28 protein-coding genes are annotated in these 26162 nt (G+C 52.7%); 11 read left to right on the top strand and 17 right to left on the bottom strand.

The window, feature by feature from the left end:
* Positions 1-234 precede the first annotated feature (234 nt).
* The 5 genes from SERS4_RS0110650 to lhgO all read left to right on the top strand — a co-directional run bounded on the left by SERS4_RS0110650 (position 235) and on the right by lhgO (position 6135).
* The gene (locus SERS4_RS0110650; protein WP_017892468.1) at positions 235-1050 is read left to right on the top strand and encodes a MetQ/NlpA family lipoprotein; all 816 of its coding nucleotides are present in this window, start codon (positions 235-237) and stop codon (positions 1048-1050) included.
* 183 nt (positions 1051-1233) lie between these two features.
* Complete coding sequence (locus SERS4_RS0110645) at positions 1234-2268, top strand: TAXI family TRAP transporter solute-binding subunit (protein WP_017892467.1); 1035 nt, start codon at positions 1234-1236, stop codon at positions 2266-2268.
* 9 nt (positions 2269-2277) lie between these two features.
* Positions 2278-4236 carry a TRAP transporter permease gene (locus tag SERS4_RS0110640; protein WP_017892466.1) on the top strand — a complete coding sequence of 653 codons (1959 nt, stop codon included), beginning with the start codon at positions 2278-2280 and terminating at the stop codon, positions 4234-4236.
* On the top strand, positions 4226-4942 hold the full coding sequence (locus tag SERS4_RS0110635; RefSeq protein ID WP_017892465.1) for a FadR/GntR family transcriptional regulator: 717 nt from the start codon (positions 4226-4228) through the stop codon (positions 4940-4942). The genes SERS4_RS0110640 and SERS4_RS0110635 overlap by 11 nt, the downstream gene beginning before the upstream one ends.
* A gap of 2 nt (positions 4943-4944) precedes the next feature.
* Entirely contained in the window at positions 4945-6135 is a 1191-nt protein-coding gene (lhgO, locus tag SERS4_RS0110630) for an L-2-hydroxyglutarate oxidase (protein ID WP_017892464.1), read from the top strand.
* Positions 6136-6168: 33 nt separating this feature from the next.
* On the opposite strand, the gene SERS4_RS0110625 is transcribed toward lhgO, so the two are convergent.
* The 4 genes from SERS4_RS0110625 to SERS4_RS0110610 form a co-directional block, all read right to left on the bottom strand.
* Positions 6169-7086 (bottom strand): sugar ABC transporter substrate-binding protein, encoded by a 918-nt coding sequence (locus tag SERS4_RS0110625; protein ID WP_012006388.1) that lies wholly within the window; start codon positions 7084-7086, stop codon positions 6169-6171.
* Positions 7087-7148: 62 nt separating this feature from the next.
* Positions 7149-8177, bottom strand: a complete 1029-nt coding sequence (locus tag SERS4_RS0110620) for an ABC transporter permease (RefSeq protein ID WP_017892463.1) — start codon at positions 8175-8177, stop codon at positions 7149-7151.
* A 17-nt stretch (positions 8178-8194) separates the two neighbouring features.
* Positions 8195-9679, bottom strand: a complete 1485-nt coding sequence (locus SERS4_RS0110615) for a sugar ABC transporter ATP-binding protein (protein WP_017892462.1) — start codon at positions 9677-9679, stop codon at positions 8195-8197.
* A gap of 77 nt (positions 9680-9756) precedes the next feature.
* Positions 9757-10686: a sugar ABC transporter substrate-binding protein gene (locus SERS4_RS0110610; protein ID WP_012006385.1), complete on the bottom strand. Its 930-nt coding sequence runs from the start codon at positions 10684-10686 to the stop codon at positions 9757-9759.
* A gap of 533 nt (positions 10687-11219) precedes the next feature.
* Between SERS4_RS0110610 and SERS4_RS0110605 the strand changes: the two genes are divergently transcribed.
* The 3 genes from SERS4_RS0110605 to dcuR all read left to right on the top strand — a co-directional run bounded on the left by SERS4_RS0110605 (position 11220) and on the right by dcuR (position 14503).
* Positions 11220-12062 carry a class I fructose-bisphosphate aldolase gene (locus SERS4_RS0110605; RefSeq protein WP_012006384.1) on the top strand — a complete coding sequence of 281 codons (843 nt, stop codon included), beginning with the start codon at positions 11220-11222 and terminating at the stop codon, positions 12060-12062.
* 122 nt (positions 12063-12184) lie between these two features.
* Positions 12185-13786, top strand: coding sequence for a sensor histidine kinase (locus SERS4_RS0110600; protein WP_012006383.1), 1602 nt, complete (start codon positions 12185-12187; stop codon positions 13784-13786).
* 3 nt (positions 13787-13789) lie between these two features.
* The gene (gene dcuR / locus SERS4_RS0110595; RefSeq protein WP_012006382.1) at positions 13790-14503 is read left to right on the top strand and encodes a two-component system response regulator DcuR; all 714 of its coding nucleotides are present in this window, start codon (positions 13790-13792) and stop codon (positions 14501-14503) included.
* A gap of 39 nt (positions 14504-14542) precedes the next feature.
* Here the strand turns inward: dcuR and SERS4_RS0110590 are convergent, their stop codons facing one another.
* On the bottom strand, positions 14543-15091 hold the full coding sequence (locus SERS4_RS0110590; protein WP_017892461.1) for a nuclear transport factor 2 family protein: 549 nt from the start codon (positions 15089-15091) through the stop codon (positions 14543-14545).
* 20 nt (positions 15092-15111) lie between these two features.
* Positions 15112-16209 (bottom strand): NAD(P)-dependent alcohol dehydrogenase, encoded by a 1098-nt coding sequence (locus SERS4_RS0110585; protein WP_017892460.1) that lies wholly within the window; start codon positions 16207-16209, stop codon positions 15112-15114.
* Positions 16210-16326: 117 nt separating this feature from the next.
* Between SERS4_RS0110585 and SERS4_RS0110580 the strand changes: the two genes are divergently transcribed.
* A complete protein-coding gene (locus SERS4_RS0110580) occupies positions 16327-17259 on the top strand; it encodes a LysR family transcriptional regulator (RefSeq protein ID WP_017892459.1) in 933 nt (310 codons plus the stop codon).
* Positions 17260-17294: 35 nt separating this feature from the next.
* Here SERS4_RS0110580 and SERS4_RS0110575 read toward each other — a convergent pair whose 3' ends face one another.
* The 8 genes from SERS4_RS0110575 to SERS4_RS0110545 form a co-directional block, all read right to left on the bottom strand.
* Positions 17295-17645: a hypothetical protein gene (locus SERS4_RS0110575; RefSeq protein WP_017892458.1), complete on the bottom strand. Its 351-nt coding sequence runs from the start codon at positions 17643-17645 to the stop codon at positions 17295-17297.
* Between the two features lie 42 nt (positions 17646-17687).
* Positions 17688-17996, bottom strand: coding sequence for a hypothetical protein (locus SERS4_RS0110570; RefSeq protein WP_253275385.1), 309 nt, complete (start codon positions 17994-17996; stop codon positions 17688-17690).
* 27 nt (positions 17997-18023) lie between these two features.
* Entirely contained in the window at positions 18024-18344 is a 321-nt protein-coding gene (locus SERS4_RS0110565; protein ID WP_017892456.1) for a hypothetical protein, read from the bottom strand.
* 176 nt (positions 18345-18520) lie between these two features.
* Entirely contained in the window at positions 18521-18745 is a 225-nt protein-coding gene (locus SERS4_RS26250) for a hypothetical protein (protein WP_071593005.1), read from the bottom strand.
* A 220-nt stretch (positions 18746-18965) separates the two neighbouring features.
* Positions 18966-19181: a helix-turn-helix transcriptional regulator gene (locus tag SERS4_RS0110560; protein ID WP_026142313.1), complete on the bottom strand. Its 216-nt coding sequence runs from the start codon at positions 19179-19181 to the stop codon at positions 18966-18968.
* Positions 19182-19188: 7 nt separating this feature from the next.
* The gene (locus SERS4_RS0110555) at positions 19189-19752 is read right to left on the bottom strand and encodes a DUF2975 domain-containing protein (RefSeq protein WP_017892454.1); all 564 of its coding nucleotides are present in this window, start codon (positions 19750-19752) and stop codon (positions 19189-19191) included.
* A 142-nt stretch (positions 19753-19894) separates the two neighbouring features.
* Entirely contained in the window at positions 19895-21094 is a 1200-nt protein-coding gene (gene fabV / locus SERS4_RS0110550) for an enoyl-ACP reductase FabV (RefSeq protein WP_017892453.1), read from the bottom strand.
* A 219-nt stretch (positions 21095-21313) separates the two neighbouring features.
* Positions 21314-21664: a DUF4377 domain-containing protein gene (locus SERS4_RS0110545; protein WP_017892452.1), complete on the bottom strand. Its 351-nt coding sequence runs from the start codon at positions 21662-21664 to the stop codon at positions 21314-21316.
* A 442-nt stretch (positions 21665-22106) separates the two neighbouring features.
* On the opposite strand from SERS4_RS0110545, the gene SERS4_RS0110540 reads away from it, so the two are divergent.
* Positions 22107-22643, top strand: a complete 537-nt coding sequence (locus SERS4_RS0110540; RefSeq protein ID WP_017892451.1) for a DUF4136 domain-containing protein — start codon at positions 22107-22109, stop codon at positions 22641-22643.
* 129 nt (positions 22644-22772) lie between these two features.
* Here SERS4_RS0110540 and SERS4_RS0110535 read toward each other — a convergent pair whose 3' ends face one another.
* The 3 genes from SERS4_RS0110535 to SERS4_RS0110530 all read right to left on the bottom strand — a co-directional run bounded on the left by SERS4_RS0110535 (position 22773) and on the right by SERS4_RS0110530 (position 24977).
* Positions 22773-23486, bottom strand: a complete 714-nt coding sequence (locus SERS4_RS0110535; RefSeq protein ID WP_017892450.1) for a GNAT family N-acetyltransferase — start codon at positions 23484-23486, stop codon at positions 22773-22775.
* Between the two features lie 447 nt (positions 23487-23933).
* A complete protein-coding gene (locus SERS4_RS27240; RefSeq protein ID WP_156816649.1) occupies positions 23934-24314 on the bottom strand; it encodes a hypothetical protein in 381 nt (126 codons plus the stop codon).
* A gap of 411 nt (positions 24315-24725) precedes the next feature.
* Complete coding sequence (locus tag SERS4_RS0110530; protein WP_017892449.1) at positions 24726-24977, bottom strand: hypothetical protein; 252 nt, start codon at positions 24975-24977, stop codon at positions 24726-24728.
* Positions 24978-25084: 107 nt separating this feature from the next.
* Between SERS4_RS0110530 and SERS4_RS25740 the strand changes: the two genes are divergently transcribed.
* Complete coding sequence (locus tag SERS4_RS25740) at positions 25085-26146, top strand: acyltransferase (RefSeq protein ID WP_037410310.1); 1062 nt, start codon at positions 25085-25087, stop codon at positions 26144-26146.
* The last annotated feature ends 16 nt before the right edge of the window (positions 26147-26162 follow it).

Raw genomic sequence — 26162 nt, 5'->3', positions numbered from 1 at the left:
TAAGTGGGTGGAACCTGCGTCAAAACAAACTGAATATCAGGGCACATATCGCCTGAGCGACCGCCCTTCTTTAACCCGCTTCCAGTACCGTCACCCAGCCTGTTTCTGCTCATAGCAAATCGCTATTAATCATAGTGAATCAGTATTTTATTTTAGTCATACGATTATCTACAGTCACTGCCACTCTTCAGTCTGCAATAACCAGCAGGCTATTTTGACAAGGACTCTGGGAAAATGACATTTACACTAAAAAAACTTGCCGCCACGCTGGCAGTAACCGGCACCCTGCTGCTGACCGCCTGCGGGCCGACCGCGCAAGATGCTCACCACATCAAGGTCGGCATCAGCTCCGGCATCGATCAGGCGATGTGGGCGGTGGTGCAAAAGGTTGCCAAACAGAAGTACGATCTGGATGTGGAAGTGGTGACATTCACGGATTACGTGTTGCCCAACGAAGCACTGAATAACGGCGATCTGGATATCAATGCCTTCCAGCACAAACCTTATCTGGAAAAACAGATCCAGGAACGCGGTTACAAGTTGGTGGCGGTGGGCAACACCTTCGTTTACCCGATTGCCGGTTACTCGAAAAAGATCTCTTCCCTCAGTCAACTGGCCGATGGCGCACAGGTCGCGGTGCCGAATGACCCAACCAACCTAGGTCGTTCACTGCTGCTGTTGCAAAAACAGGGGCTGATCGGGCTCAAGGACGGGGTCGGGCTGCTGCCTACTTCACTGGATATCGTCAGCAACCCGAAGAAGTTGAAAATTGTTGAGATTGAAGCGCCACAGTTGCCGCGTGCGCTGGATGACAAACAAATCGCACTGGCGATTATCAACACCAACTACTCCAGCCAAATTGGGCTGACACCGGGCAAAGACGGGCTGTTTGTCGAGGATAAAAACTCGCCGTACGTCAATATTTTCGCCAGTCGGGTGGATAACCAAAACAACGAAAACGTAAAAAACCTGGTCAAGGCCTACCAGACCGATGAAGTCGCCGCCAGCGCCGCCGAAATCTACAAGGGCGACGCGGTTAAAGGCTGGTAATTTGCACTTCCCCCCGTGGCGAACGTCGCGGGGTTCCCCCTCTTCTTGCCTCGTTATTTTGTTCACTTTTCACCCACCAAGATCACAAATCAAACAATGCACGCTAGGTGAAAAAAGCTGCAATGTTGTATACAAGTTTGCGTAAATGTTTTCTATTTGTTTCAAAAACCTCGGATGGAAATAATGAAAAATAGAAAAATCAAACTGTTACTCACTGTGGGGGCGATGGTCGCCGTGGCCGCACTGGCGGTAGCCGGCAAAGTGGAAAATGCCGACAAAACCTTCCTTTCGGTGGCCACGGCCTCTACCGGCGGAACCTACTACCCGATGGGCGTCGGGCTGGCCAACGTCTGGAGTAACCGGCTGAAACAAGACGGTATCCAGGTCAGCGGGCAATCCTCCGCCGGATCGATCGAAAATATCGACCTGCTGCAAAAGAACGAGGCTCAGTTGGCGATCCTGCAAAGCCTGATCGCCGTCGAAGCCTATGAGGGAGTCCGAAATTTCGAAGGCCGTGCCTACAGCCACCTGCGTTCAGTCTCCATGTTGTGGCCCAACGTAGAACACTTTGTGATGCTGGAAAACAAGGTGAAAGACGGCACGCTGAACGATATCGCCGGCACCCGCTTCTCGGTAGGCCCCCAGGCCAGCGGTACCGAACAATCGACGTTGATCATTTTGCAAGGGGTTAACCTGAGCAAGAAATCACTGACGGCGGAATACCTGGGTTACGGCGATAGCGTGTCGGCCATGCGCGACGGACGACTCGACGGGGGTGCCTTGCCCGCCGGAGTCCCCGCAGCCGCGGTAACCGATATGTATGCCAGCGGCGTGCCTTCACGCATTCTCAACGTCACCGATGAACAACTGGCCAGCATCAACGCCATCGCCAATTCCTGGTTCCGCTTTGATATCAAAGCCGATACCTATCCACGGCAAAGCAAAGCAGTAGCCACCATCGCCCAGCCCAATATTCTGGTGGCGCTGAATGGGCTGGATGAAAAGTTGGTGTATGACCTGACTAAAACCCTGTTTGAAAACCTGCCGGAAGTGCATCAGGTGCATAGCGCCGCCAAATACATTTCGCTGGAGAACGCATTGAAAGGGGTTTCGGTGCCGCTGCATATCGGAGCCTACAAGTATTATCTGGAGGCCGGAGTCAGCGTGCCCGACTATCTGATCCCCCCAGAAGCGGCGACGCTGACCGCCAATCGCTAAGGAGGCCGTATGAACACCAACAACCTGTCACCACAAGATGCCGGCGAACTGGATAAGGAAGCGGGTGCCGGTAGCAGACCGCTAAGCGGTATCTATTTGCAATTGGCCACCGTGCTGGCGATCGCAATTTCCGTCTATGCCATTTACGCCAACGCACTATCGAACACCCAGGAGTTCTACCGCAATACCACCTTCCTCAGTGGCATTTTGATCCTGGGTTTTATTTTGTTCCCGTTTTCACGTCGCTACGCCACCAGCAAGTTCAACCGCTGGGACTACCTGTTTATCATCCTGACGCTGGTCAGCTACGGCTATTTCTACGCCAGCTACCTGGATTTGCACGTGGTTCGCAAGAGCATTCCCAATACCACCGACTACGTGATGGCGGTAATTGGCATCGGCGTGCTGTTTGAGGCCGCACGCCGCACCACCGGCTATTTCATTCCCGGACTGGCGACCTTCGCGATAGTTTATGCCCTGTTCGGACAATACTTTATGGGCATTTTCGGCCATGGCGGCTTTTCGTTTGAGCGCCTGCTATACCGGCTGTTTATGACCAGCGAAGGAATTTTCGGTATCACCCTGTCCACCGCGTCTACCGCCATCGTGGTATTTATCCTGTTTGGCGCGTTTCTCAGCGTCAGCGGTGCCACCGCGCTGTTTAACGATCTGGCGCTGGCGATCGCCGGTCGTCGTCGCGGTGGCCCGGCACAGGTCGCGGTGATCTCTTCGGCATTAACCGGTTCCCTGAGCGGTAGCGCAGTGGCCAACGTCGCCACCACCGGTACCTTCACCATACCGCTGATGAAAAGCATCGGCCTGTCGCCACGCTTTGCCGGTGCGGTCGAAGCCACCGCCTCTACCGGCGGGATGATCATGCCGCCGATTATGGGCGCGGCGGCCTTTATCATGGCCGGCTTCCTCGGTATTTCTTACACCACCATCGTGATTGCCGCCATCATCCCGGCACTGCTGTACTACGCGGCGCTGATTATTGCCATCGATCTGGAGGCCAAAAAGCAGGGTCTGAAAGGCATCAGCAAAGAAAACATCCCCAAAGTGAAGGCGGTGCTGAAAGCGCGTGGGTTGCTGTTGCTGCCGCTGATCATTGTTATCGGTACCCTGCTGATGGGTAAAACACCGATCTACGCCGGGTTCCTCGGCATTATTTCGATCATCGTCGCCAGTTGGTTAGCCCCAGATACTTCGGTGCGCATGACGCCGAAGAAAATTGCCGAGGCACTGAATGAAGCCGCACGCGGTTCCATCCAGGTGACGGTGGCGTGCGCCGCCATCGGAGTGATTATCTGCGTAGTCACCATGACCGGTATCGGCTCGACGCTGGCATTCAATATTGTCGCCATGACCAACAACACCCTGTGGATGATCCTGCTGGTGGTGATGCTGGTTTGTATCGTGCTGAGCATGGGCCTGCCTTCAACCGCCTTGTACATTGTGGTGGCGGTTACCGTTTCCCCGATCCTGATCAAGGCGGGTGTAATGCCGTTGGCGGCACACTTCTTTGTGTTCTGGTTTGGGGCCCTGTCCAACATCACCCCGCCGGTCGCGCTAGCCAGTTACACCGCCGCCAGCATTGCCCGCGCCGATCCGATGCAAACTTCCTGGGACGCGGTAAGGCTGGCGCTGCCGGGCTTTATCATCCCGTTTATTCTGGTCTACAACCCAATGCTGTTGATGCAGGGTGACGATCTCAACGCGCTGTCGGTGATCCATATGGTGATCAGCGCGCTGGTAGGGATTTATGCACTGTCGATCGCCAGCGCCAATTTCTGGATGATGAAAACCCACTGGCTGGAACGGATATTGTTCACCATAGCGGCTATCCTGTTGATTAAACCGGGCCTGCTGACCGATCTGGGCGGCGCGGCACTGATTATCACCGCAGCATCGGTACATCTGTTGCGATTCAGACGAAGCACTGCGCAGGGGGCGCTGAATGGTCAATAAAGTCACGCGCCAGAAGGCCTCACATCAGGTGCTGGCGCAGTTAAAAGCAGGCATCAGCGACGGCACCTTCCCGGTCGGGGAAAAGTTGCCGTCGGAAAATACGCTGGCGGAGGCATTCGGCGTCAGCCGGGTGCCGGTGCGCGAGGCCCTGGGCATACTTGAAGTCAGCGGAATTATCTCTTCACGTCAGGGGGGCGGCCACCGGGTTGAACAACACTCGTTGCTGAGCCAATACCAGCCGCTGGTGATGGAAATTGCCGACCCCGACGAAGTAGAGGCACTGCTGGAAATGCGTGAGGTGATTGAACAACAGGCAGCACGCATGGCAGCCGAACGCCATACCGACGAGGATTTGCTGGCGATTGAGCAAGCATTTAATGATTTCGAACGCTGTACCCTCGACGACGGCTTGATTGGGCACCGACAGGATTACCTGTTCCACCGGGCCATCATGCAGGCCTCGCACAACCCGTTTTTCGTCCAGATCCTGGATAACATGCACGAGCTGTATCTGGGTGTGTTGGTGTATTCACTCAGCAGGAATTTGGGGCGGCAGGCCGAGCGTCAACGGGTGATCGACGAACATCAACGGGTGTTTCTGGCCATCAAGGCTCGCGACCCGCAGGCAGCCACTGCGGCTATGCAGAATCATCTCAGCAACGTACGCGGTAAATTGCGCCGCCTGGATAATGAGGAGTTAGGGTAACCATGCGAGACGTGATCATTATCGGTGCCGGTCTGGTCGGACTAGGCGTCGCCAATGCCTTACAGGAGGCCAACCCAGCGCTGAACATTCTGCTACTGGAAAAGGAGAGTGGCCCGGCGGCGCATCAAAGCGGCCATAACAGCAACGTGGTCCATTCCGGCATTTACTATGCTCCCGGCAGCCTGAAGGCGCGGCTGGCAAAACTGGGCAACCAAAGCATGTTCGCCTTCTGCCGCGAGCACGACCTCTATCATGACCAGTGCGGTAAGGTGATTGTCGCCACCCAGTTGAAGGAACTGGCCCTGCTGGAAAACATCTATCAGCGCGGACTGCAAAATGGGCTGGCCGTCAGCCGGCTGTCTCAGGCGCAGCTCAGGGAGCGCGAGCCGCACGTCAACGGACTTGAGGCACTGCTGGTGCCGGACGCCGGGATCGTCAATTACAGCCAGGTAGCGGCAAAACTGGCGGAGATTATTGAGCAACGCGGTGGCGAGATCCACTATGGTCAACAGGTCGAAGGCATCAACGAAAGCAATGACGACGTCAGCGTTCGCACGCAGCACACAGAGTACCAGGCTAAATGGCTGGTTAACTGCGCCGGGCTGTTCAGTGACCGTATCGCCGCCCTGGCCGGTTACCAGAGCGGCATGAAGATCGTGCCGTTCCGTGGGGAATATTTCGTGCTGAACGACGAGAAAAACTATCTGGTGAATCACCTGATCTACCCGGTGCCCAACCCGGACTTTCCGTTCCTCGGTGTGCATTTTACTCGCATGTACAACGGCAAGCGCGACGTAGGCCCGAATGCGGTGCTGGCATTCAAACGAGAAGGTTACCGCAAATGTGACTTCAGCCTGCGGGATCTGGGTGAGGTGCTTGGTTATCGCGGATTCTGGAAAATTGCCGGCAACTATCTGGGGGAAGGGTTAGCAGAAGTGCGGCGTTCCCTCTCGCGTCAACGCTTCACCGAAAATGCGCGCCGGTTGATCCCCGAACTGCAACCGGAAGATATTCAGCCCGGCCCAGCCGGCGTTCGTGCTCAGGCGCTGACCGCCGACGGTAAACTGGTGGATGATTTTCATTTTGTGAAAGGCCGCCGCTCGCTGCACGTCTGTAATGCGCCCTCCCCGGCAGCGACCGCCTCGCTGGAGATCGGCCGTGAGATCGTGCGTCAGCATCTTTCTTCACTTTAAGTTCAAAGGCCCGTCGTAACGGGCCATGGATGGCTATTTCGCCGCGTACTTTTGCATATTGGCCGGGGTCACCAGTTCAAACGGGATCCAATAATAGGGATCCAGCTTTTCGCCTTTGATCATACGCTGCGCGACATCGACCGAGGCTTTGCCCTGACCAACGGCATCCTGAAATACCGTCACCTGCATCTTGCCGGAAGATAACGCCTTCAGGCCGTCCGGCGTGGCGTCGATACCGCCAACCAGCACCTTGCTGCCCTGCTTACCGGCCTGCTGCAACGCCATGATCGCGCCAATCGCCATCTCGTCATTATTGGCGGCGACGATATCAATAGACTCGCCGTTGGTGATCCAGTTCAGCATCAGATCCATCCCTTCGCTGCGCGAATAGTTGGCGCTCTGCTTCTGCACCACCTTCATTTTCGGGTACTTCGCCACCACCTGCTCTACATCCTTGGTGCGTTGCAGTGCACCGGCGTCGGTAAGGTTACCGATCATCACCGCCACGTTGCCCTGATAGTTGGCCAGCCGCGCCAGTTCTTCCATTTGCAAGGTGCCGGATTGCTTCTCGTCGGAGCCAACAAACACCACGCCGGCAGGCAGTTTGCTGTCGCCCGGCGTACGATTCACGTACACCAGCGGAATGCCCGCTTTGGTCACCATTTTGGTGATGGCTGGCGTACCCGCCGAATTGACCGGATCGACAATAATCGCGTCCACCCCGGCGCTGATAAAGTTCTGCACCTGATCGGCCTGGCGACCTACGTCACCGCGTGCGTCTTCGAACTGCACGCTGATTCCGCGCGCCTTGGCCTCTTTGTCGATTGAATGACGAATAATGGTCAGGAAGTTCTGGTCAAAATAGGCCATCGACACGCCGATGGTTTCCGCCAACACTGAGGTGGAGCAGCCGAGCGCCGCCACCAGCACGATTCTTTTTAAGTATTTCATGGTGATTCCCCTGAGATAAAAAAAACCGCCGGGCAAAGTGCACCGGCGGCGGTTTACGGCAATCAGTGTTTTTTACGGTTACGGTGCATGTCGATAGATACGGCGGCGACGATAATCACGCCTTTGATAATGTCCTGAATATAGGAGTCTACGCCGATAAAGGTGAAGCCGCTTTTAATCAGCCCGAGGATCACCGCGCCAATCAATGTGCCGGTAATGCGCCCAACGCCGCCCATCAGGCTGCTGCCGCCGATCACCGCCGCGGCGATAGCATCCAGCTCGTAAGACATCCCCATGCTCGACTGGCCGCTGCTGACGCGCGCCGCCAATACCACACCTGCCAGCCCTGCCAGGCCACCGGCGATGGTATAGACCGTCACCAGGTATTTATTGACGTTGATGCCGGAGACTCTGGCCGACGTCATGTTGCCGCCGATGGCGTAGATGTACTTACCGTAACGGGTGTGTTTCAACGCAATGTGGAAGATCACCGCAATCACCAGGAAGATGATCACCGGCATCGCGCCCTGGCCGATAGAGGTAAAGCCGTCGGACAGGAAGCTGACCGGGTTACCCTGGGTGTAATACTGCGCCAGGCCACGCGCCGAAACCATCATGCCCAGAGTTGCGATAAACGGTGGGATGCCGGTGCGGGTAATCAGGAAGCCGTTGATGAAACCGCAGATAATGCCCACCCCGATCCCCGCGCCGATCGGGATCGCCGCCGGCAGGTCGAGCAACGCCGGGTACATCGGTGAAATGCTGTCCGAGGTTTGCGCCAGGCTGGCCGCCACCACAGCCGTCAGGGCTATCAGCGAGCCGGAGGAAAGATCGATGCCGGTGGTGATGATGACCTGGGTCACCCCCACCGCGATGATGCCGATAATCGCCACCTGCAGCACAATCAGCAGCAGGCGGTTAGGGTTCATCAGGAAGGACTGATCGCGGATGTACCAGCCAAGAATTTCAAACACCAACGCGATACCGATCATCACGATAAAGATACCGGTGTCTTTCGGCATTTTGCCACTCAGGCCAGCGAACAGCGGCGCTTTACCCGCAAGCGGCTTCTCGATTTTTACATTACTCATGGGGATTCACCTTTGCGTTATTCAGAGGCCAGCGCCAGGATTTTTTCCTGATCCGCTTCTTCTTTATCCAAAATGCCGGTAATACGGCCGCCGTGCATCACCATCACCCGGTCGCTCATGCCGAGGATCTCCGGTAATTCCGATGACACCAAAATAATGGCGACGCCACGGTTCGCCAGTTCGCTAATCAGGCGGTAGATTTCCGCCTTCGCGCCCACGTCGATGCCGCGCGTTGGCTCATCGAGGATCAATATTTTTGGCTGGGCCAGCAGCCAACGGGCAATCAGCACCTTCTGCTGGTTGCCACCGCTCAGGTTATTGATGATTTGATCCATGGTCGGGGTTTTGATGTTGAGCTTTTTGATCTGCTCCATGCAGTCCTTGGCCATTTGCACATGACTGACAAAGCCGTTCTTGCCGATGTACTCCGACAGGTTGACGATGCTCATGTTCTCGACCACCGACAACACCAGGAACAGCCCGGACTTCTTGCGGTCTTCGGTGAGAAACGCCAGCCCGAGTTCAATCGCTCGTGAGGGTGAATCGACCTTCGCCGCCTTGCCCTCAATGAAAATGCTGCCGCCGTCCGCCGGGTACATGCCGAACAGGCTTTCCATCACCTCACTGCGACCGGCCCCCACCAGCCCGGCGACACCGAGGATCTCGCCGCGCTTGACGCTGAACGAGATATCGTGGAACCAGTCGGCACGCCGCAGCCCTTCGACACGCAGCACTTCTTCGCCGATATTGTTGTTGAATTTGGGGAACATCTGGGTCAGTTCACGCCCCACCATCATGGTGATCAGCGACTGCTTGGTCAGGTTTTCGGTTTTATCGCAGGCGATAAAGGTGCCGTCACGGAAGATGCTCACCTCATCGGTAATGGCGAAAATCTCGTCCATCTTGTGGCTGATATAAATGATGCCTTTGCCCTGGTCACGCAGTTCGCGAATGATGGCGAACAGATGCACCACCTCGCCTTCGGTCAGCGCCGAGGTGGGTTCGTCCATGATCAGCACGTCCGCGTTGTAGGAAACCGCTTTGGCAATCTCCACCATTTGCTGATTAGCGATGCTCAGTTCACCGACCAACGTCTCCGGCTTGAGCTTGATGTTCAGCCGCGCCAGCAGCTCACGGGTTTTCTTGTTCAGTTGATCATGATTCACAAAGCCCAGCTTTGCCGGCTCACGCCCCAGCCAAATGTTTTCCGCCACCGTCATATAAGGCACCAGGTTGAGTTCCTGGTGGATCATGGAAATACCCGAGTGCAGCGCCTGCAGCGTGTCGCTGAAGGTCACCTGTTGGCCTTTTATTTTTATGGTGCCTTCATCGGGGTGATAAATACCGATTAAACATTTCATCAGCGTGGATTTACCCGCGCCGTTTTCCCCCATTAATGCGTGTACGCTGCCTGGCTTGATTTTAATTGAGACTTTATCCAGCGCCTTCACGCCGGGAAACTGCTTACTGATGCCTTCAGCCTCAAGAACATAAGGATACATACTGATAACCTCCGCCGTTCGTCAATGCATCCCTGCCGGGTATATACGGCAGGGATATAACCGCGCTGCCTTAACGCTTATTTTCTGTTCTTGTCGGCAAATTCTTGATAGTTGGCCTTGGTGATCAGCTGATACGGGATCAGTACGTTGCTTTCCACCTTCTCGCCTTTCACCAGTTGAATGGCCGTTTGCACCGCGCCCTCCCCCTGTCCTTTGGCATCCTGGAATACGCTCAGCGCCAGATCGCCCTTCTTGATGTATTCCAGTGCGTCCGGAGTGCCATCAACGCCGGCCACCAATACGCCACTTTTCTTCGCCTGCTTCAGTGCCAGGATCGCGCCAATCGCCATTTCGTCGTTGTTGGAGGCGATGGCATCAATCTGCTGACCGGTCAGCGCCCAGTCGGTAGTAATGTCGACGGCTTCTTTACGGCCCCACTTGGCGGTTTGCTTGTCGAGGATTTTGATGCCGGGATACTTGGCCGCCACTTCTTCCACGCCGCGGGTGCGGTCGCGGGTCGCTTCATTGGACAGTTCGCCCATCAGGATCATCACGTTGCCCTTGCCGTTCATCAGCTTGGCCAACTCTTCCATCTGCAGCTTGCCGGCCAGTTTGGAGTCTGAGCCTACGTAGGCCATGCCCGCAGGCAGCGTGACCTCAGGGCGGCGATTGACGAACACCAGCGGGATCTTGGCGCTTTCCGCCAGTTTGATCATCGGCTTCACGCCCTGGGTATCGACCGGGTTGAGGATGATGGCGTCGACGCCCTGGCTGACAAAGTTCTCAATCTGTTGGATCTGCTGGGCGATATCCCCTTTTGCATCTTCAAATTGACCGCTGACGTTGCCGTCCTGTTTCATTTTGCTCTGCATTGACTGGCGCAGGATGGTGAGGAAATTGTCATCGAAATAAGCCATTGAAACGCCGATTTTGATGTCTTTGGCCAATACGCTGGCCGGCAACATGCACATCAATACCGAGGTGACGATCAGTTTCTTCAGCTTCATGTTCTGTACCCTTAATAGTTAGAGTGAAGAGGCCTGTTGATTTGACAGCTAATGAAAAATATTTTTTACATTCAAACAACAATCCGGTCGGTGTTATCCCTTTGATACGGCAGATTTATCGCTTTTATTCCGTATTCAGGCGGTGTGGAAAACTTTGATCAATGTCTCAAATAAGATTAAAAACAACGCTTTAAAATAAATAACCTATCGAGGCATTGAAGTCACAAAGTCATTATCAAATGTTTATTTCATAATTGAGATTATTGAAACTTTTTAACTCAAACAAGCGAAACATGCGTTTTGGAATGGCCAAGTAACAAAAACATGACACGGATCTAACAAATGACGCAAAAACCACCATCGCGTTCGTGGCATAAGTGCGTTCGGCAAACAAAATGCTCCCGCCTGATGAAAAATGGCGCCGCACGTTCTCAGTAAATGTGCGAGCGAGCACGCAGTTTGTGGATCCGCTGTTTCATCCCCGGCGCTACTCGACAATACTGAATGGACGTGTATTTTCAGGAGGATCAGACATGCAGCTCAGCAGTAAGGTACGGATGAACCGGCTGTTTAATAACGGCAAATGCCTCGACGTGGCGATTGATCACGGCATCGCCAATGAGCCGGATTTTTTAATCGGTCTGGAAGACATTGAACGGGTGATGGACAGCCTGATCGTTGCCCGCCCCGATGCCATTCAGGTCAACTACGGTCAGGCGGATTTACTGCAACGCTCGGCACAACGCGATAAGCCGGCGCTGGTGATGCGTACCGACGTCGGCAATGCTTATAACGCCGCACGTCACCGTGAAATGTGGGCAGTGCTGCATAATCCAGAAGCGCCCATCCTCGCCGCACTGCAGATGGATGCGGCGGCGGTGGTGGTTAATCTGTATCTGATCCCCGATGAACCGGGCATTTTCCGCCAGTGCGTGGAGAATATTGGTCGTCTGCGTCATGCCTGCGACCGCTACGCCATGCCGCTGATGATCGAACCACTGGTGATGGCGCCGGCCGGCCAGGGCGCGGCCTACGGTTCGCTCGGTGACGTAGAAAAAATGGTGCCGTTAGTCCGACTGGCGCGTGAACTGGGTGCCGACATCATCAAGGCCGACCCGACGGAGCGAGTAGAAGACTTCCACCGCATTGTGGAGGCGGCGCGCTGCCCAACGCTGGTGCGTGGCGGCGGTAAAGGCGAACTGGGCGCGGTACTGGAAAAATCCGCCGCCCTGATGGCGCAAGGGGCATCCGGTATGGTGTACGGCCGCAATGTCTATCAACACAGCAACCCATCAAAAGTGGTCAGCGCGTTAATGGCTATCATTCATCAGGGTGCCAGCGGCCAGCAAGGACTGGAAATCTACCATCAGCCCTGATCCCCGCTTTTGTAATTAAAATAATCCCTCCCCCGGCGGCAGCATGTTATAACCTGCTGCCGGTCGCGGCCCCGCGCTCCAATCCCCGCTATTATCCTGACAGGCCCATTCGGAGAATCGCCATGCCAAAACAACGGATACCGCTTAAGCTCAGCACCACGCTCACGCTGATGGTGTCTGCCATCATCGCTTCGGTGCTATTGGTGGTGTATGCGCTGTTTTTTGTGCAGATGAATCACCAGGGACAAGATCAGCAACGCCAAAAAGCGATGGCGATTGCCGAAACGCTGGCGCTATCGAGTAATGTTATTGAGGGGTTGCTGCGTGAAGATCACAGTGGCGCGGTGCAGCGCTTTGCCGAGCAGGTGCGCCAGCGGAATGAATTACTGTTTGTCGTCGTGGTGGACATGAAAGGTATCCGCTACTCGCACCCCAAACCCTGGTTAATCGGTCAGCATTTTATCGGGGACGATTTGGAACCGGCGCTCCGCGGCGAAACCAACAGCGCCATTAATCGCGGCGCATTAGCCCCTTCGCTGCGGGTTTTTGCCCCGGTTTACGACAGCGAACGGCGGCAGATTGGCGTGGTCGCTCTCGGTATTGCGCTCGACACCGTTCAGCGCGTGGTGGGCGAAAGCCGCTGGATCATCTACTGGACACTGGCCTTCGCCGCGCTGGTCGGTACGCTCGGCATTTTCTTCCTGGTGAAGGCCCTGAAACGCATTATGCTCGGCTTTGAACCCTACGAAATCTCTAATCTGTTCGAGCAGCGCAACGCCATGCTGCAATCGATTAAAGAAGGCGTCATTGCGGTCGATAACCAGTCACGCATCACCATTGTTAACGACGAAGCCAAACGGCTGTTGCGCCAAAATGGGCCTTTCGAAAACCTGCTGTTGGAATCCGCCAGCAAATACTGGCCGACGCAGCTGCATCTGGCGGAGGTGCTGGAAAGCGGTCAACCGCTGCGTGACCAGCAGATCAGCTTTAACGGCAGCGAACTGCTGACCAATACCGTGCCGGTAATCGTTAAGGGCCAGGTGATTGGTGCTATCGCCACCTTCCGCGATAAAACCGAAATCAGCCAGTTGGTGCAACGCCTGAGTGGTATGGCGCACTATGCCGACGCATTGCGCGTCCAGTCACATGAGTTTATGAACAAGCTGCATGTGATCCTCGGTATGCTGCACATGAAGGCCTACCAGCAGTTGGAAAACTACATCATCAATACCGCCAGCACCTATCAGGAAGAGATCGGTGCGCTGCTGAGGAAAATCCAGTCGCCAGAGGTGGCGGGCTTCTTTATCGGCAAGATCAATCGCGCCCATGAAGCCGGTATTGAGCTGACCATTGACGAAACCAGCCTGCTACCAGAAACCGACGATGCGGAAACTACCCACGTGCTGATCAGCGTGCTGGGCAATTTGATTGAAAATGCCATTGACGCTATCGATGGCGTAGAGGGACACGAGATCAACCTGAGCTTTCATCACAATGAGAATCACTTACACTGTATAGTCAGCGATGACGGCCCCGGTATCGATCCGGCTCTCGGCGCACGTATCTTTGAACAGGGAGTTTCAACCAAAGGGCCGGGGCGCGGTATTGGGCTGGCGTTGATCCGCAGCAGCCTGGAAAAACTGGGCGGCAGCATTGACTTCGAATCTGAACCGGGTGAGCTAACCCAATTTTTTGTACATATCCCCTATCAGGCCAAGGGCTGAACCATGATTAACGTATTGATTATCGACGACGACCCGATGGTGGCGGAGTTAAACAAATACTACCTGAGCCAGGTGAGCGGCTTTCACTGCCTGGCGACGGTCGCCACCCTGGCACAGGCACGCGCACTGCTGGCCGACGCCGAAGTCAGTATCGATCTGGTGCTGCTGGATATCTATATGCAGCAGGAAAACGGACTGGACTTGCTGCCCGGCCTGCGCGAATTGGGTGAAAAAACCGACGTCATCATTATCTCTTCCGCCAGCGACGTGGATACGGTGCAACGCGCCCTGCATTACGGCGTGGTGGATTACCTGATCAAACCTTTCCAGTTTGGGCGTTTCAAAGAGGCGTTGAATAACTATCAGCAACAGTCGCAAATTCTGGCGCAGCGCGAATTCTCGCAGGGAGATGTGGACAGTCTGTTACGCCGCCAACCCGCCAGCACCGAAGGAAAAAAGCTGCCGAAGGGGCTGACCAGCATCACGCTGAGTACGGTGTGTGAATGGATTGAGCAACAGCACGACGGGGAGTTTTCGACCGACAATCTGGCGAACGCCATCGGCATTTCGCGCGTTTCCTGCCGAAAATATCTGATTTATTTAGCGGAAAGCGGCATTTTGGGCACCCGTATTCTCTACGGCACCACCGGCAGACCGGTCTATCTTTATCAGTTAAAGCAGGACGCGATTGCCCTGCTGAAAGAGTATTGCCGCTAGCCGATATCCCCCGGCGCAGACCGGGGGAGTCGCCGAGCATTATTTCGTTTTACGGATCAGACCAAAATCACGCAGTGCGACATACGGGTTCCAATATTCGCGGGCGCTGGCTATCTGCCCCTCATTGATAGTCACAATGGCGATAAACTGCTGATTATAATCGCCGCCGCTTTGTCTAATTTTACCGTCGCTGGTGTATTCGAATACAAACACGCCTGGTTCTGCCGTCACTATTTTTTTCCAATCTTTCCAGTCAGCGTATTTCAGATTACCCAGATATTCACTCATACCGGTAAAGTAGCGGGTCATGTTTTCACGCCCTTTGGAAGCCGTGGCAAAGAAGCCGAAGTCTTCTACCGGCGCATAAGGCAGTTCAAACACCCCCTGTGGCGTAAAGTATTTGGCCACGTTGGCCGGTTTTTCCGACCAGCCGTTCAGGCTGCGCCAGTAAAATTCAGCGACGTCGTTAACGCTGTATCCCGGTTGCAGGTAATACAGCCCCTGCTTTTCGATAATATGATCGTTGGCCTGCGCGGACGCAGCCGCGCCCATCAGCCCCAGCAGGGCCGCTGAAAAGAGTCGTTTCATGTTATTGACCTTATTGAGGGTTACATACGAATAACGGCTTTAATGGTTTCACCGGATTGTGAGTCCGCCATCGCCTGGTTGATCTCATTCATGGCATAAAAACGGATAAGGCGATCGATCGGGAACCGCCCTTGCTGGAACAGCTGCGCCAGCATCGGGATAAACATCACCGGTGCCGCATCGCCCATGATCGAACCCTGCACCGTGCGGCCGCGGATAAAGTGCATAATGTCGAGCGGCAAAGATTCGCCCTCCGGCACCACGCCGGTCAGTACGCATTTGCCATTTTCTGCCAACACCCGCACCGCATCGGCCATGACGCCCGCGTTCCCGGCGGCTTCAACGCTGTAGTCCGCACCGCGTCCCTCGGTCAGTTGATTAAGCACTTCATCCACATTCGCCGTTTTCGGGTTGATCACCTCTGTAGCGCCCAACTCCTTGGCTAACGCCAGACGGTTCTCCTTGATATCCACCGCGACGATGTGGCCGCAACCCACCACCCGGGCTGCCATCACCGCCGCCAGGCCCACCGCGCCAAGACCAAAGACCACCAGCGTAGAACCCGCATGCGGCCGCAGAGTGTTCATCACGGCTCCCGCGCCGGTCATCAGCCCGCAGGCCAATGGTCCAAGGTATTCCAACGGGATCGCCTTATCGACAGGCACAATGCTGCTGACATTGACCACGGCATACTGCGCAAACGAGGACTGACCGAAGAAATGGCTGTGCACATCGCCATTTTCATCATGCAGGCTGACCGAACCGTCGGTGCGCTGCGCCAGCCAGTTCAATGGCACATGTTGACGGCAATAGGTCGGCATGCCGATGCTGCACTTGTCGCAGACGCCGCATGAGGCCAGCGACAGCACCACATGATCGCCGGGCGCCACCTTACTGACCCCGGCCCCGACCCGCACTACGACCCCGGCGCCTTCATGGCCGAGTACCACCGGCGCAGGCATCGATATAACGCCTTTGTGCGCGGCAATGTCGGTATGACACAGGCCGGTCGCGACCAGTTTTACCAACACCTCATCGGCGCGGGGTTCTCCAAGCTGCAACTGTTTGAGGGAGAATCCCTCCGTCGCTTTTTCACTGACTGCTGCTGTTATTTCCATATCATCTCCCACTGGCCCTGGTACCGTTGTTTCGATGTGGGCCAGTATAAGATGGGTTATTGGGTGTAAAAAGATGCCATACTCTGACTCACTGTTCTCAAATTAAGGACAATATGAATGCAGAAAGGCATATTGAAAGACCTGAATGACCTCTATTATTTTGCCCAGGTCGCCCAGTACGGCGGGTTCTCCGCCGCCAGCCGGGCGCTGGATATACCGAAATCCAAACTGAGCGCCCGCGTGCTGGCGCTGGAGAATCGTCTTGGCGTGTTGCTGTTTCAGCGCACTACCCGACGGGTCAAGCTAACGGAGACCGGTTCGCTGCTGCTGCGCCATGCGCAGGCGGCAATCAACGAGGCCGAGATCGCCCAGGAACTGATCGACCAAAGCCGGGCTGAACCTTCCGGCCTGGTGCGCGTAAGTTGCCCGAAACTGGCCGCCGATGTCCTGCTTTCCCCCTGTCTGCCGGCTTTTATGGCCGCCAACCCCGGTATTCAGGTGCAACTGCTGGCGAACGATAACCGCTTTGACCCAGTGACCGACAAGATTGATGTGGCGCTACGTCTGCGCCAGCGCAAAGATATGAGTGAAGGCATGATTGCCCGTGAGCTGGGCCAAAGCGTGCGCATCCTGGTCGCCTCGCCGCAGTATCTGGCGCAGCACCCGTCGCTGACCGATCCGCAGCAATTGAGCGAGCATGCGCTGTTAACCCTGGTCGACGTTAGCGAACAGCAAACCTGGGATCTGGAAGGCCCCGATGGGGAAAAACGCGCGGTGCGTGTGCGCCCGCGGCTGATGTGCAGCGAATGGGGGATCCTCCGCGGTGCGCTTTATCAACACCTGGGTATTGCGCTGCTGCCGGATATCACCTGCCATCAGGCATTGATGCAGGGTGAGCTGGTGCGCGTATTACCGCAATGGGCCTGCGCCCCGCTGATTATGCATGCGGTCTTTCCGACCCGGCGTGGCATGCTGCCTTCGGTGCGCGCACTGGTGGATTTTTTGGCAGTACAGGTACCGCCACTGCTGCTGAAAGGCGCAGTTAAATAGCGCTTCAACACCAGAATTTCTCTCCGCTTCAGGCCTCAACGATGATGTTTAAAGTCCGGGGAATTAATCCCCCGCCCCGGAGGGTGGCAAAGTTTGCCAGGCTGTTTGTTTTTGCCACAGCGGTATTCGCCATACTGAGTTTTAAGCTGCTGCCGGTTCGCCTGCTCGGCGGCGGCATGCTGCCGTTCCAATTCAAGCGCCTTCTCATTGGCCGACGCCACGCCCTCGGCACTCCATACTTTATGTTTTAACCCGCTGCGCTTTTGCTGGTACTCCTCAGAGATTTTGTTATCCAACGGCTGTGCGGCATGGTATTGCCAGTCAACCGACGCCTGTAATGAGAAGCAAGACCACTGCGCCACGCAGGCAAGAAAAATCCGTTTCACTGATAGACTCCCGATATTAAATTCACCTGTTGACTCAAAAAACTATCTTCTGGCTATGGCACTCTTTCCGACTAAAAACAGCGGCACAGGTGTTGCCCGACATTCACGCGGTAACATGGCGGACTCCAGCGTTTTGCGTTCAAGGCGTATCGCGGCAAGCCGCGCCTGTTCCGAACGTAGTTGCTCTACGTACCACAGATGTTGCAACAGCCCGTTAAACCGTAACCGATAATCCACAGCGCTTTCCCCCGCCTCGAAACCGGCGCGCTGAGCGTGCTTGTCGACAAACGAATAGCAATAAGAAGACGCCAACAGGGCGAGTGCCGCTGTCATCAAAGAGGTCAATTTCAAAAGCAAAAACTCCATTAGTGCCAGAGGTCAGCAACCGTTGATAAGCAGCGGTTGTTCTTCGCGCGGCAATGCCGATGGATGCGGTTCACTCGCTGCGGCAGCCTTGCCCCTCAGCCCTTTGCAGGCTTTACGCTGGGCCAGCGTATTGTCTTCGCTTTGCGTCGATAACAGAGGCCGCTGCTTCTCATTGCCCATCTCGTCCCACAAGCCATGAGCCACCTCTTTCAGTTTTTTGCGAAACAGCACCGAAGAGACGCCTTCATACTCCCGCTCATAACGCGTGGCGGAGGCCTGATGACACCAGGGCAACAATAAAAATATGAAAATGACGGGGATGCCTTTTTCCATAATAAACTCCTGTAATAAGGCCCATAATGGCGCTCACTCCCATTAAATAAAGAAATATATTCAGTGCCGTCAAAACAAACAATGCGAGGAAATAAAAACATTACCCAAAAAATAATAAACCTAATAAAATGAGTGCCATTGGGCTTATAATTCGCAGTCAAAATATATTTAGTGAATTAACGATCCCACAATTTTGACCAGTCTATGGTTCCGCCGATACTCGGCCCACTCTCGTTCAGTACTGCAGAAGCTGACTCTCCGGCGCTGATGCGCTGCCTTTGCTCGCGGGTAGCGGGTTTTGGCTTCTCCCAGCCGGACCCTGAAGATGACAAACCGGATTGAATATGGCTGCAACCACTCAGCATAATTAATAGTACCGGGATCCATTGGCGTAATTTCATATACCCTCCTTTAAAATAAACGTTATCGTTAACCGCAGTAAATAAAAAATTACTTTTTTTAGTTTAATAACCCGTATTGAACCACGGGCAAAGCAAGGGCAACCTCATTTAATTTAAATAAGGCCGCTAATAATTTAACGTAAAATAAACCTATCCAGGGTGTCGGTAATAAATATCAATTCGTATATTGAAGATATGGCGTGCGGGGCACGCCACCGGGTTAGCCTTCGTTATCCGGTTGCCAGGCCAGAAGATCGCCAGGCTGGCAGTCGAGAATCCGGCAGATTTTGTCTAACGTTTCCAGTCTGACGCCCTTCACCTTGCCGTTCTTCAGCAGGGACAGATTTTGCTCGGTGATCCCCACCTGTTCCGCCAGCTCCTTCGAACGCATCTTCCTTTTGGCCAACATGACATCAAGACTTACTATTATCGCCACTCTATTCTCACACGAAAGAAAGCTGTTCTTCATTCAGCCGCAACGCTTCCAGAAATACCCGGCTAAACACCAGGATTGCGCAGCCTACGATCAGCGAGCGTACCGACTCGCTGTTGACGCCATAATAAATTATTAGCAGCATTTTTTCATTGGCTGTCAGTATCATCACTTGCAACATCCCGGCCAGCGAGGGGAAGAGCACGTCGACAATCAGCAGGATGCCGATGATCTGCAACAGCAGCATATTGTTGCGGTGCCACACGTTGCCGCGATAGAACTGGTAAAACAGCCCGGCGCCGCACAGCAGTGCGCTGTAATAAGGCACATAGGCGAACATATCCAACAACAGGGTTGCCACCAGAGCCCAGCGCTGCTTCGGAACGGCATAGGCGTTCAGTTCCGGGTAATAGTCGCGGTAGGACGCCACGATGCTGTTGAACGCCTCGCCCTGCACCCAGCCCTGGACAATCATAAACATCTCCACGCCGGTGCTGACAATCAGCATCGTCATGATCAACAAACACAAGCAACGTACATAAAGCGGAAGGTGGATCCGTGGCACAGCGCCCATAACGAGTTCATCCATAAAAACAGCAATAAGTTATCGTAAAACGATAACTTATTGCTGTCAACGATCAACTGGACTGATGAGCTGTTGGGTGACAGGCGTAAAAAAGGCCGGAAGCCCGGCCCTTTTTCAATGCTCGACGGATTTAGACCAGCTCAACCACATCAAACTTAACTTCACCGCTGAGGTCGGTTTCGTAATCAACACCTTGCAGACCAAAACCGAACAGGCGCAGGAACTCAGCCTTATAGCCCAGGTAATCGGTCAGTTCATTGATGTTGTTATCGTTTATCTGTGCCCAGATTTCACGACAGGTGTTCTGCACGTCGTCACGCAGTTCCCAGTCGTCCAGACGCAGACGGTGCTTCTCATCGGTATCCGGTGCAGTGCCACTGTACAGTTTGGTGGCAAACAGACGCTGGATTTGCTCGATGCAACCTTCGTGGATCCCCTGCGCTTTCATGATTTTGAAGACGATAGAGATATACAGCGGCATTACCGGAATAGCGGAGGAAGCCTGAGTCACCACCGACTTCAGCACGGCAACGTAAGCCGCGCCGCCTTTGGCCTTCAGTTTCTGATCGATGGCCAGAGCCGCGCGATCCAAATCTTCTTTGGCCTTGCCCAGCGTACCATGCCAGTAGATTGGCCAGGTCAGATCGGTACCGATGTAGGAGTAAGCCACTGCCTGCACGTTGTCCGCCAGCACGCCGGCTTCTTCCAGTGCGTCCATCCACAGCTGCCAGTCCTGGCCGCCCATCACTTTTACGGTATCAGCAATTTCCTGCTCGTTGGCCGGTTCAACCACGGCTTCAACCAGCACGTCTTTGTTGGTATCGAGCGCTACGGATTTGTACGGTTCGCCGATAGGTTTCAGCGCGGAGCGCACCACTTCACCGGTTTCCGGCATTTTACGCACTGGCGAAGCCAGCGAGTAAACCACCATGTCGATCTGGCCCAGATCCTGTTTGATCAGGTCGATAACCGTTTGGCGGCATTCGTTGGAGAACGCATCGCCGTTAACGCTTTTCGCGTACAGGCCTTCTTCTTTAGCTGCCTTGTCAAAACCAGCAGAGTTGTACCAGCCGGCAGAACCGGTTTTGGCTTCGCTGCCCGGCTTTTCAAAAAATACGCCGATGGTGGCTGCACCGCTGCCGAATGCGGCATTGATACGTGACGCCAGGCCGTAACCGGTGGAAGCACCGATCACCAGCACTTTTTTCGGGCCGTTTTTCAGTTCGCCACGTGACTTAACGTAGGCAATTTGCTCACGGACATTGGCTTCACAACCTGCCGGATGAGCGGTAGTGCAGATAAAACCACGAATTTTAGGTTTGATAATCATAGTAATTTTTTCTTGGTAGCTAAAAACCGAAGGACAATATACCTGATTTTCACAATATACTTAAGCTGGGTGCGTGGCAGAATCGCAACAAGTGCAGTGAACAGACCAGTTGTGTCAGTGAAAATCTTGTTACTGCGACAGGAACATGGGGATAGAAGCAAGAAACCCAGGGGGAGTTTTCAAGGCCAGGCGGTTGTGCGCCCAGCCCGATAAAACCACTCAGGCTTTATTCTTTTCCAACTGCTCAATCAGCGTATAACGCAGTGAAGAAGCGTCGGCCGGCGGGTTTTCCACCTGCGTCACCTGCACTTTCAGGCGGTAGTTGTAGCCCGATTCAAAAGTAAAACCTTCAATCCCGGTATAGAACAATCCCCACGGCTCTTGCGCGGAATGACGCACCTGCATGCACTTCATTGGGGCAACGCCCGTACAATTTACCAGCGCGCTGTTCACCAGCAACACTTCCGTATGGTTTCCGTCTTTATTCACGGGCTGACTCACTGTCGCTCCCTCCTGGCTGCAGCCGGCCAGACCGGCCAGGGCAACAAATAACAACGCTTTGATTTTCAATGTAATGCACCATTAAGTCTTTAGGTGCGGTGATAGTAACAAAGCTACGGCTGCTGGGGCCAGCGACGTGTTCCGAATTTGGGGTAAATGGACTTGCCAGCAGAAACAATCAAGGCAATAAAGTACAAAATCGGACCCGCTATTGATTGCTCAAGCGGCTCGTTAAGACAAAAATAACGGCAAGCATTACCGTACACTCAACGCCGATTAATGCTGGCGGGTCATAGTGAACACTCCATGTAGCGGAATTTTACTCTCACCATGACCCGTCAGCATTATCACCAAGATGCTGGGAGACCATCATATTAACTGAAACCTCAAACAATAATTTGATTGCTAATTTTTTTATTAAACCAAAGCAAACTCGGTGTTAATTCACCATTTGCTAACCACAACTTCTGGGTCTAAGTTTATGAAACCAATAATCCTAAAGGGGTTTTCCATGCGTTTACTTTCTTGCCTTTTCATCGCGAGTTCGATGGCTTTATTGTCGGGCTGTGCCAGCCAGCCGCAGGTGACCAGTGATTATGACCACAGCGCCAACTTCAGCCAATACCATACCTACGCTTTTGCTCCAGAGGCTGCAGGGCAATATCAAACCCTGACGGGTAAATACATTCAGACCGCGATTAAACAGCAGATGGAACAGCGCGGTTATAAGCCAAGCGCGACACCTGATCTGTTGGTCTACAGCAGCGCAATGAAACAAAACAAAGTGCAAGTGAACGATTCACCCGCACCGGTTGGCCGCTGGGGTTATGCCGGCTGGGGCGGTTATAATCAAACCGTTTGGAGCTATACCGAAGGCACCCTGACGGTCGACCTGGTGGACAGCAAGAAGAAACAGCTGGTTTGGCGCGGAACCGCCAGTAATACGCTGAATTCAGATGGTACACCGGCCAGCCAAACCCAAATTCAACAGGCGGTGACCGCGCTGTTTGCCACCTACTCTTTCCAGGCCGGCCCTGCAAGTCGCTGATTGCTTTGCATTGACCAGAGCGGCAGCCCTATTTCGGTAAATAGGGCTTAATGCAGCTTATAAATTCAGGATCTTTACCCATAAAAAGCGCTGTGCTCTCTGGTCGTCTTGCCAGCACATGGATTTACTTCATTCCGCTACCGCTGTTATTTTGAAAAATGCTTCAAGACTGCGCTTTTGAGTTCCACCTTCAGTGAAGTTATCGGGTGAAAGCCAACCTGATAGAGCCCTGTCTACCATTGGCCATTCTATATCGATAATAGATAACCAGTCCGTATCGCGGTTACGTTGTTTACGAGTCATCGCCTGACGGAAACGCCCTTCAAACGAGAATCCCAGCCTTTCAGCCGCCTTTCTGGATGCCACATTCAGTGAATCACAACGCCATGCAACCCGACGGTAGCCCAAAGAAAAGGTATTTTTGAGCAACAGGTGAATGGCCTCTGTACCCATGGTGGTTCGTTGCATCAACGGTGACCAGGTAACATGGCCTATTTCTAGTGCGCCGTTAACTGGATCAATGCAGCTATAGCAGACCACGCCAACCGGGCGGCCACTTTCCATCTCCGTCACGGCCCAGGCAACCAGGCTACTGTCGTTAATTTTATTTTTAATCCAAAGCATCATTTCTTGCAGACAGGCAGGTTTTTCTGCACCAAGCCAGGTCCAGTCTCGGTCATCTGTTGCTAATGAAAATGCATCGAAAAGCGCTTCGCAATGACCGATTTCAAGCGGCGAAAGTTTGCAGTGCTGCCCGTTTAACTCGCCCAATTGCGGAAAGGATGCGGGCTGCCATTCAGGCAAGGGAAAGCCTACAGGTTGACCATATTTATTCGTATTCAACGAGCATTCACCTTCAGCAAAAGTCTGTTATGGCCAGCATACAGGACGCTGTACAGACCCAACAATAGACTTAAATAAAAAGGGAAGAGAGTACGTGATGCAGTGAGTGGTCGAATATCGAGGTTCTATTTCATCTAATAAACACTTTAAAATCAAACACACAAAATGAGATTACCGGGTCGGTTTTAGTTGTCAATAAATAGCTCCCCCCTTTCTCAGTGCTTTCTGTTTTATCAGCACCAAACCAGATTTTTTTGGTTGCCTTTATAAAAAGTAATGTTGCTCTTGTTTCTTCCGAAGATCATGACTGAACTACCATGGCATTTCGTCACTGATATTGTCATAACATAAACCTCTTAAATTTTAGTAATTACTGCATCCATATCAAACAGGTTGTAACCAACGTAACTTCCACGTTGGTAAACAATCGTATTCATATCGTCTGACTTAAGAACGCCACCTGCCTGATAGAACTCTTTTAAAGTTAGCCGGGTCAAAGGTTGGCAATAACCAGTGCCGCAGCAGTGATGCATTGGTGCCATGATTCGCATTGAAAATCTGTAAAGGCCTCTCAGTATTAGGCCTCGTATCAAGCTGGATACTCGGTGCATCATGGTCATCTGCAAATGCAGAACCACCTGCATACAGGCTCTGGCCAAACTCGTACAGGCTGAACCGCCCACGCTCCCCTTGGCGGCGTGGCACCGCAAAGTTACTCAGGATACGCTGGGGATTTTGCGTGCCCAAGCGAACTGAGCTGAAAAAGTAATCACAGCCAAACTTAACCGCGATTTTATTTATCCACTGATTACATCCAATTTCTGACACTTGATTATTCTCATAAACCTCCGGAGAGATAGCCTGCAGGGGCGCTGTAATACGTGGTACTTCGCTTTCCCCTCCTGACGCCGGAAGAGTACCGGCTGATGGTTGAAAAACCGGAACTCTCAAAAAGTGCGTGGAACTAAAGCTGGGATACTTACAATCCGTATAGTCTATGCCATTATAAATTACACTTGAAAACCGTAGAAATTGTCATCAAGATACAGTCAGGATGTTAGATTATCACTTGCCTCATAAACATATATTTTATTTGGTTCAGAGTTAATTAATTCAGCGATTCCACCTTTATTTCTGTAATAATTAAATGGAACAGTAACGCCATCTGCATCTGGTATGGCAACGCGGAACCCCCCACCTTCAGCGGTACCAGCAAGGCTGGTTATCGTCCCGTCCGGGTCAGTTGGCAATGTGTACTGCGATGTTCTGAGCGTTATTTGCGGTCGCCTCGGCGCGATCTGCATCGTCAGATACCCTTGCTGCTACAGTCTTTTCCTCACGACTGAATTTAAACGATACATCGGCAGACTGCGCCGCGCTGTCTGCTGACAGGCTGCTCTTTGCTTCGTCTGTTGCTTGTTGTGTGCTGCGGGTGTTCAGCACCATGTTTGTGCCGACGAAGCCATCAACTGGCAATCCTTCAGATGACATAGGTGGTTCTCCGGATTGGTTTAATAGATTTCATTATTTTTATTGTGCTATGTTAGAATCTTGAGCATTGATATGAATGTATAGAATTGGTATGAGATTGATAAATTATGGAAAAGAAGTTAAACCCATGGCTTGATTTATGCAGATCACTCGCAATCATTATGGTGATACTTTCTCATGGCAGAGTATTTTTAATGCCGGCATTCCCTTCAGCTCAGCATTTAAAATTTGGCGGATTTTTAGGTGTGGAGTTATTTTTCGTTTTATCTGGTTTCCTCATCGGAAGGATAATATTCGATAAGATCGAAAAATCTGACACTGCGTTTGGCTGGATTCCTTCGTTTTGGTTTCGCCGCTGGATGAGAACATACCCAAGTTACATCCTGTTTCTAATATTGAACCTGCTTCTCATTGACAATATCAGACCAGATGCACAGCCTAACTTGCTTGCTTTCTCTACATTCACTCAGAGCTTAACGATACCCCATCCTTCATTTTTTGGTGAAGCATGGAGCCTCGCAGTGGAAGAGGTTTTTTATTTTTCATTCCCTATTGTTATATCTATTTTTTTATTTTCAAAAGCAAACAAAAGAAACAGCATCATATTATCTATTTCAACTATCATTGCGATATCGCTTGCATTTAGAATTAACGCAGCAATTAACACACCAATGACATTTAATGAAATACGCTCCACATCTTTATACAGACTTGACTCGTTAATGATTGGAGTTATTTTTTCATGGTTGTTTTTATCGAAAAAAATTAACATATTTTCAAAACTTGGAATATCACTTGTACCAGTAGCAATATATATAGCTGCAAAGCCAGATGCGTTTATGGATAACAGCGTATTACTAAAGATATTTTTATTTGATGTCGCAAACATTGGGTTCGCTTGCTTAATAACCGTTTTCTATCATATAGAAGTCAATCCAATGGTAAGGTTTGTGACGTCAAGAATAGCCAGGTGGTCTTATGCCGCATACCTTACAAACCTTCCTGTTCTGTACTTTATAAATCATTACATATCTAAGCCAACATCACTAATCGGATGCATATCCATTTGGTTGTTGTTTATAGTCATGACAATTTTCATTTCTAAACTTGTTTATGACCTATTTGAGGTTAAGGTCCTTCAATTAAGGGATCGGATGAAAAGCGCATGATCTACATATGCTCATT

Source organism: Serratia sp. S4, from assembly GCF_000347995.1.
Lineage (GTDB): Bacteria > Pseudomonadota > Gammaproteobacteria > Enterobacterales > Enterobacteriaceae > Serratia > Serratia quinivorans.
Note: the sequence above shows the minus strand (reverse complement) of the source record. Positions and strands in the feature narration are given on the sequence as shown.

What these genes read in the sequence shown, in the direction of transcription:
- SERS4_RS0110650 (WP_017892468.1), top strand. Translation starts at nt 235, where the DNA reads ATGACATTTACACTAAAAAAACTTGCCGCCACGCTGGCAGTAACCGGC.
- SERS4_RS0110645 (WP_017892467.1), top strand. Translation starts at nt 1,234, where the DNA reads ATGAAAAATAGAAAAATCAAACTGTTACTCACTGTGGGGGCGATGGTC.
- SERS4_RS0110640 (WP_017892466.1), top strand. Translation starts at nt 2,278, where the DNA reads ATGAACACCAACAACCTGTCACCACAAGATGCCGGCGAACTGGATAAG.
- SERS4_RS0110635 (WP_017892465.1), top strand. Translation starts at nt 4,226, where the DNA reads ATGGTCAATAAAGTCACGCGCCAGAAGGCCTCACATCAGGTGCTGGCG.
- lhgO (WP_017892464.1), top strand. Translation starts at nt 4,945, where the DNA reads ATGCGAGACGTGATCATTATCGGTGCCGGTCTGGTCGGACTAGGCGTC.
- SERS4_RS0110625 (WP_012006388.1), bottom strand. Translation starts at nt 7,086, where the DNA reads ATGAAATACTTAAAAAGAATCGTGCTGGTGGCGGCGCTCGGCTGCTCC.
- SERS4_RS0110620 (WP_017892463.1), bottom strand. Translation starts at nt 8,177, where the DNA reads ATGAGTAATGTAAAAATCGAGAAGCCGCTTGCGGGTAAAGCGCCGCTG.
- SERS4_RS0110615 (WP_017892462.1), bottom strand. Translation starts at nt 9,679, where the DNA reads ATGTATCCTTATGTTCTTGAGGCTGAAGGCATCAGTAAGCAGTTTCCC.
- SERS4_RS0110610 (WP_012006385.1), bottom strand. Translation starts at nt 10,686, where the DNA reads ATGAAGCTGAAGAAACTGATCGTCACCTCGGTATTGATGTGCATGTTG.
- SERS4_RS0110605 (WP_012006384.1), top strand. Translation starts at nt 11,220, where the DNA reads ATGCAGCTCAGCAGTAAGGTACGGATGAACCGGCTGTTTAATAACGGC.
- SERS4_RS0110600 (WP_012006383.1), top strand. Translation starts at nt 12,185, where the DNA reads ATGCCAAAACAACGGATACCGCTTAAGCTCAGCACCACGCTCACGCTG.
- dcuR (WP_012006382.1), top strand. Translation starts at nt 13,790, where the DNA reads ATGATTAACGTATTGATTATCGACGACGACCCGATGGTGGCGGAGTTA.
- SERS4_RS0110590 (WP_017892461.1), bottom strand. Translation starts at nt 15,091, where the DNA reads ATGAAACGACTCTTTTCAGCGGCCCTGCTGGGGCTGATGGGCGCGGCT.
- SERS4_RS0110585 (WP_017892460.1), bottom strand. Translation starts at nt 16,209, where the DNA reads ATGGAAATAACAGCAGCAGTCAGTGAAAAAGCGACGGAGGGATTCTCC.
- SERS4_RS0110580 (WP_017892459.1), top strand. Translation starts at nt 16,327, where the DNA reads ATGCAGAAAGGCATATTGAAAGACCTGAATGACCTCTATTATTTTGCC.
- SERS4_RS0110565 (WP_017892456.1), bottom strand. Translation starts at nt 18,344, where the DNA reads ATGGAAAAAGGCATCCCCGTCATTTTCATATTTTTATTGTTGCCCTGG.
- SERS4_RS26250 (WP_071593005.1), bottom strand. Translation starts at nt 18,745, where the DNA reads ATGAAATTACGCCAATGGATCCCGGTACTATTAATTATGCTGAGTGGT.
- SERS4_RS0110555 (WP_017892454.1), bottom strand. Translation starts at nt 19,752, where the DNA reads ATGGGCGCTGTGCCACGGATCCACCTTCCGCTTTATGTACGTTGCTTG.
- fabV (WP_017892453.1), bottom strand. Translation starts at nt 21,094, where the DNA reads ATGATTATCAAACCTAAAATTCGTGGTTTTATCTGCACTACCGCTCAT.
- SERS4_RS0110540 (WP_017892451.1), top strand. Translation starts at nt 22,107, where the DNA reads ATGCGTTTACTTTCTTGCCTTTTCATCGCGAGTTCGATGGCTTTATTG.
- SERS4_RS0110530 (WP_017892449.1), bottom strand. Translation starts at nt 24,977, where the DNA reads ATGTCATCTGAAGGATTGCCAGTTGATGGCTTCGTCGGCACAAACATG.
- SERS4_RS25740 (WP_037410310.1), top strand. Translation starts at nt 25,085, where the DNA reads ATGGAAAAGAAGTTAAACCCATGGCTTGATTTATGCAGATCACTCGCA.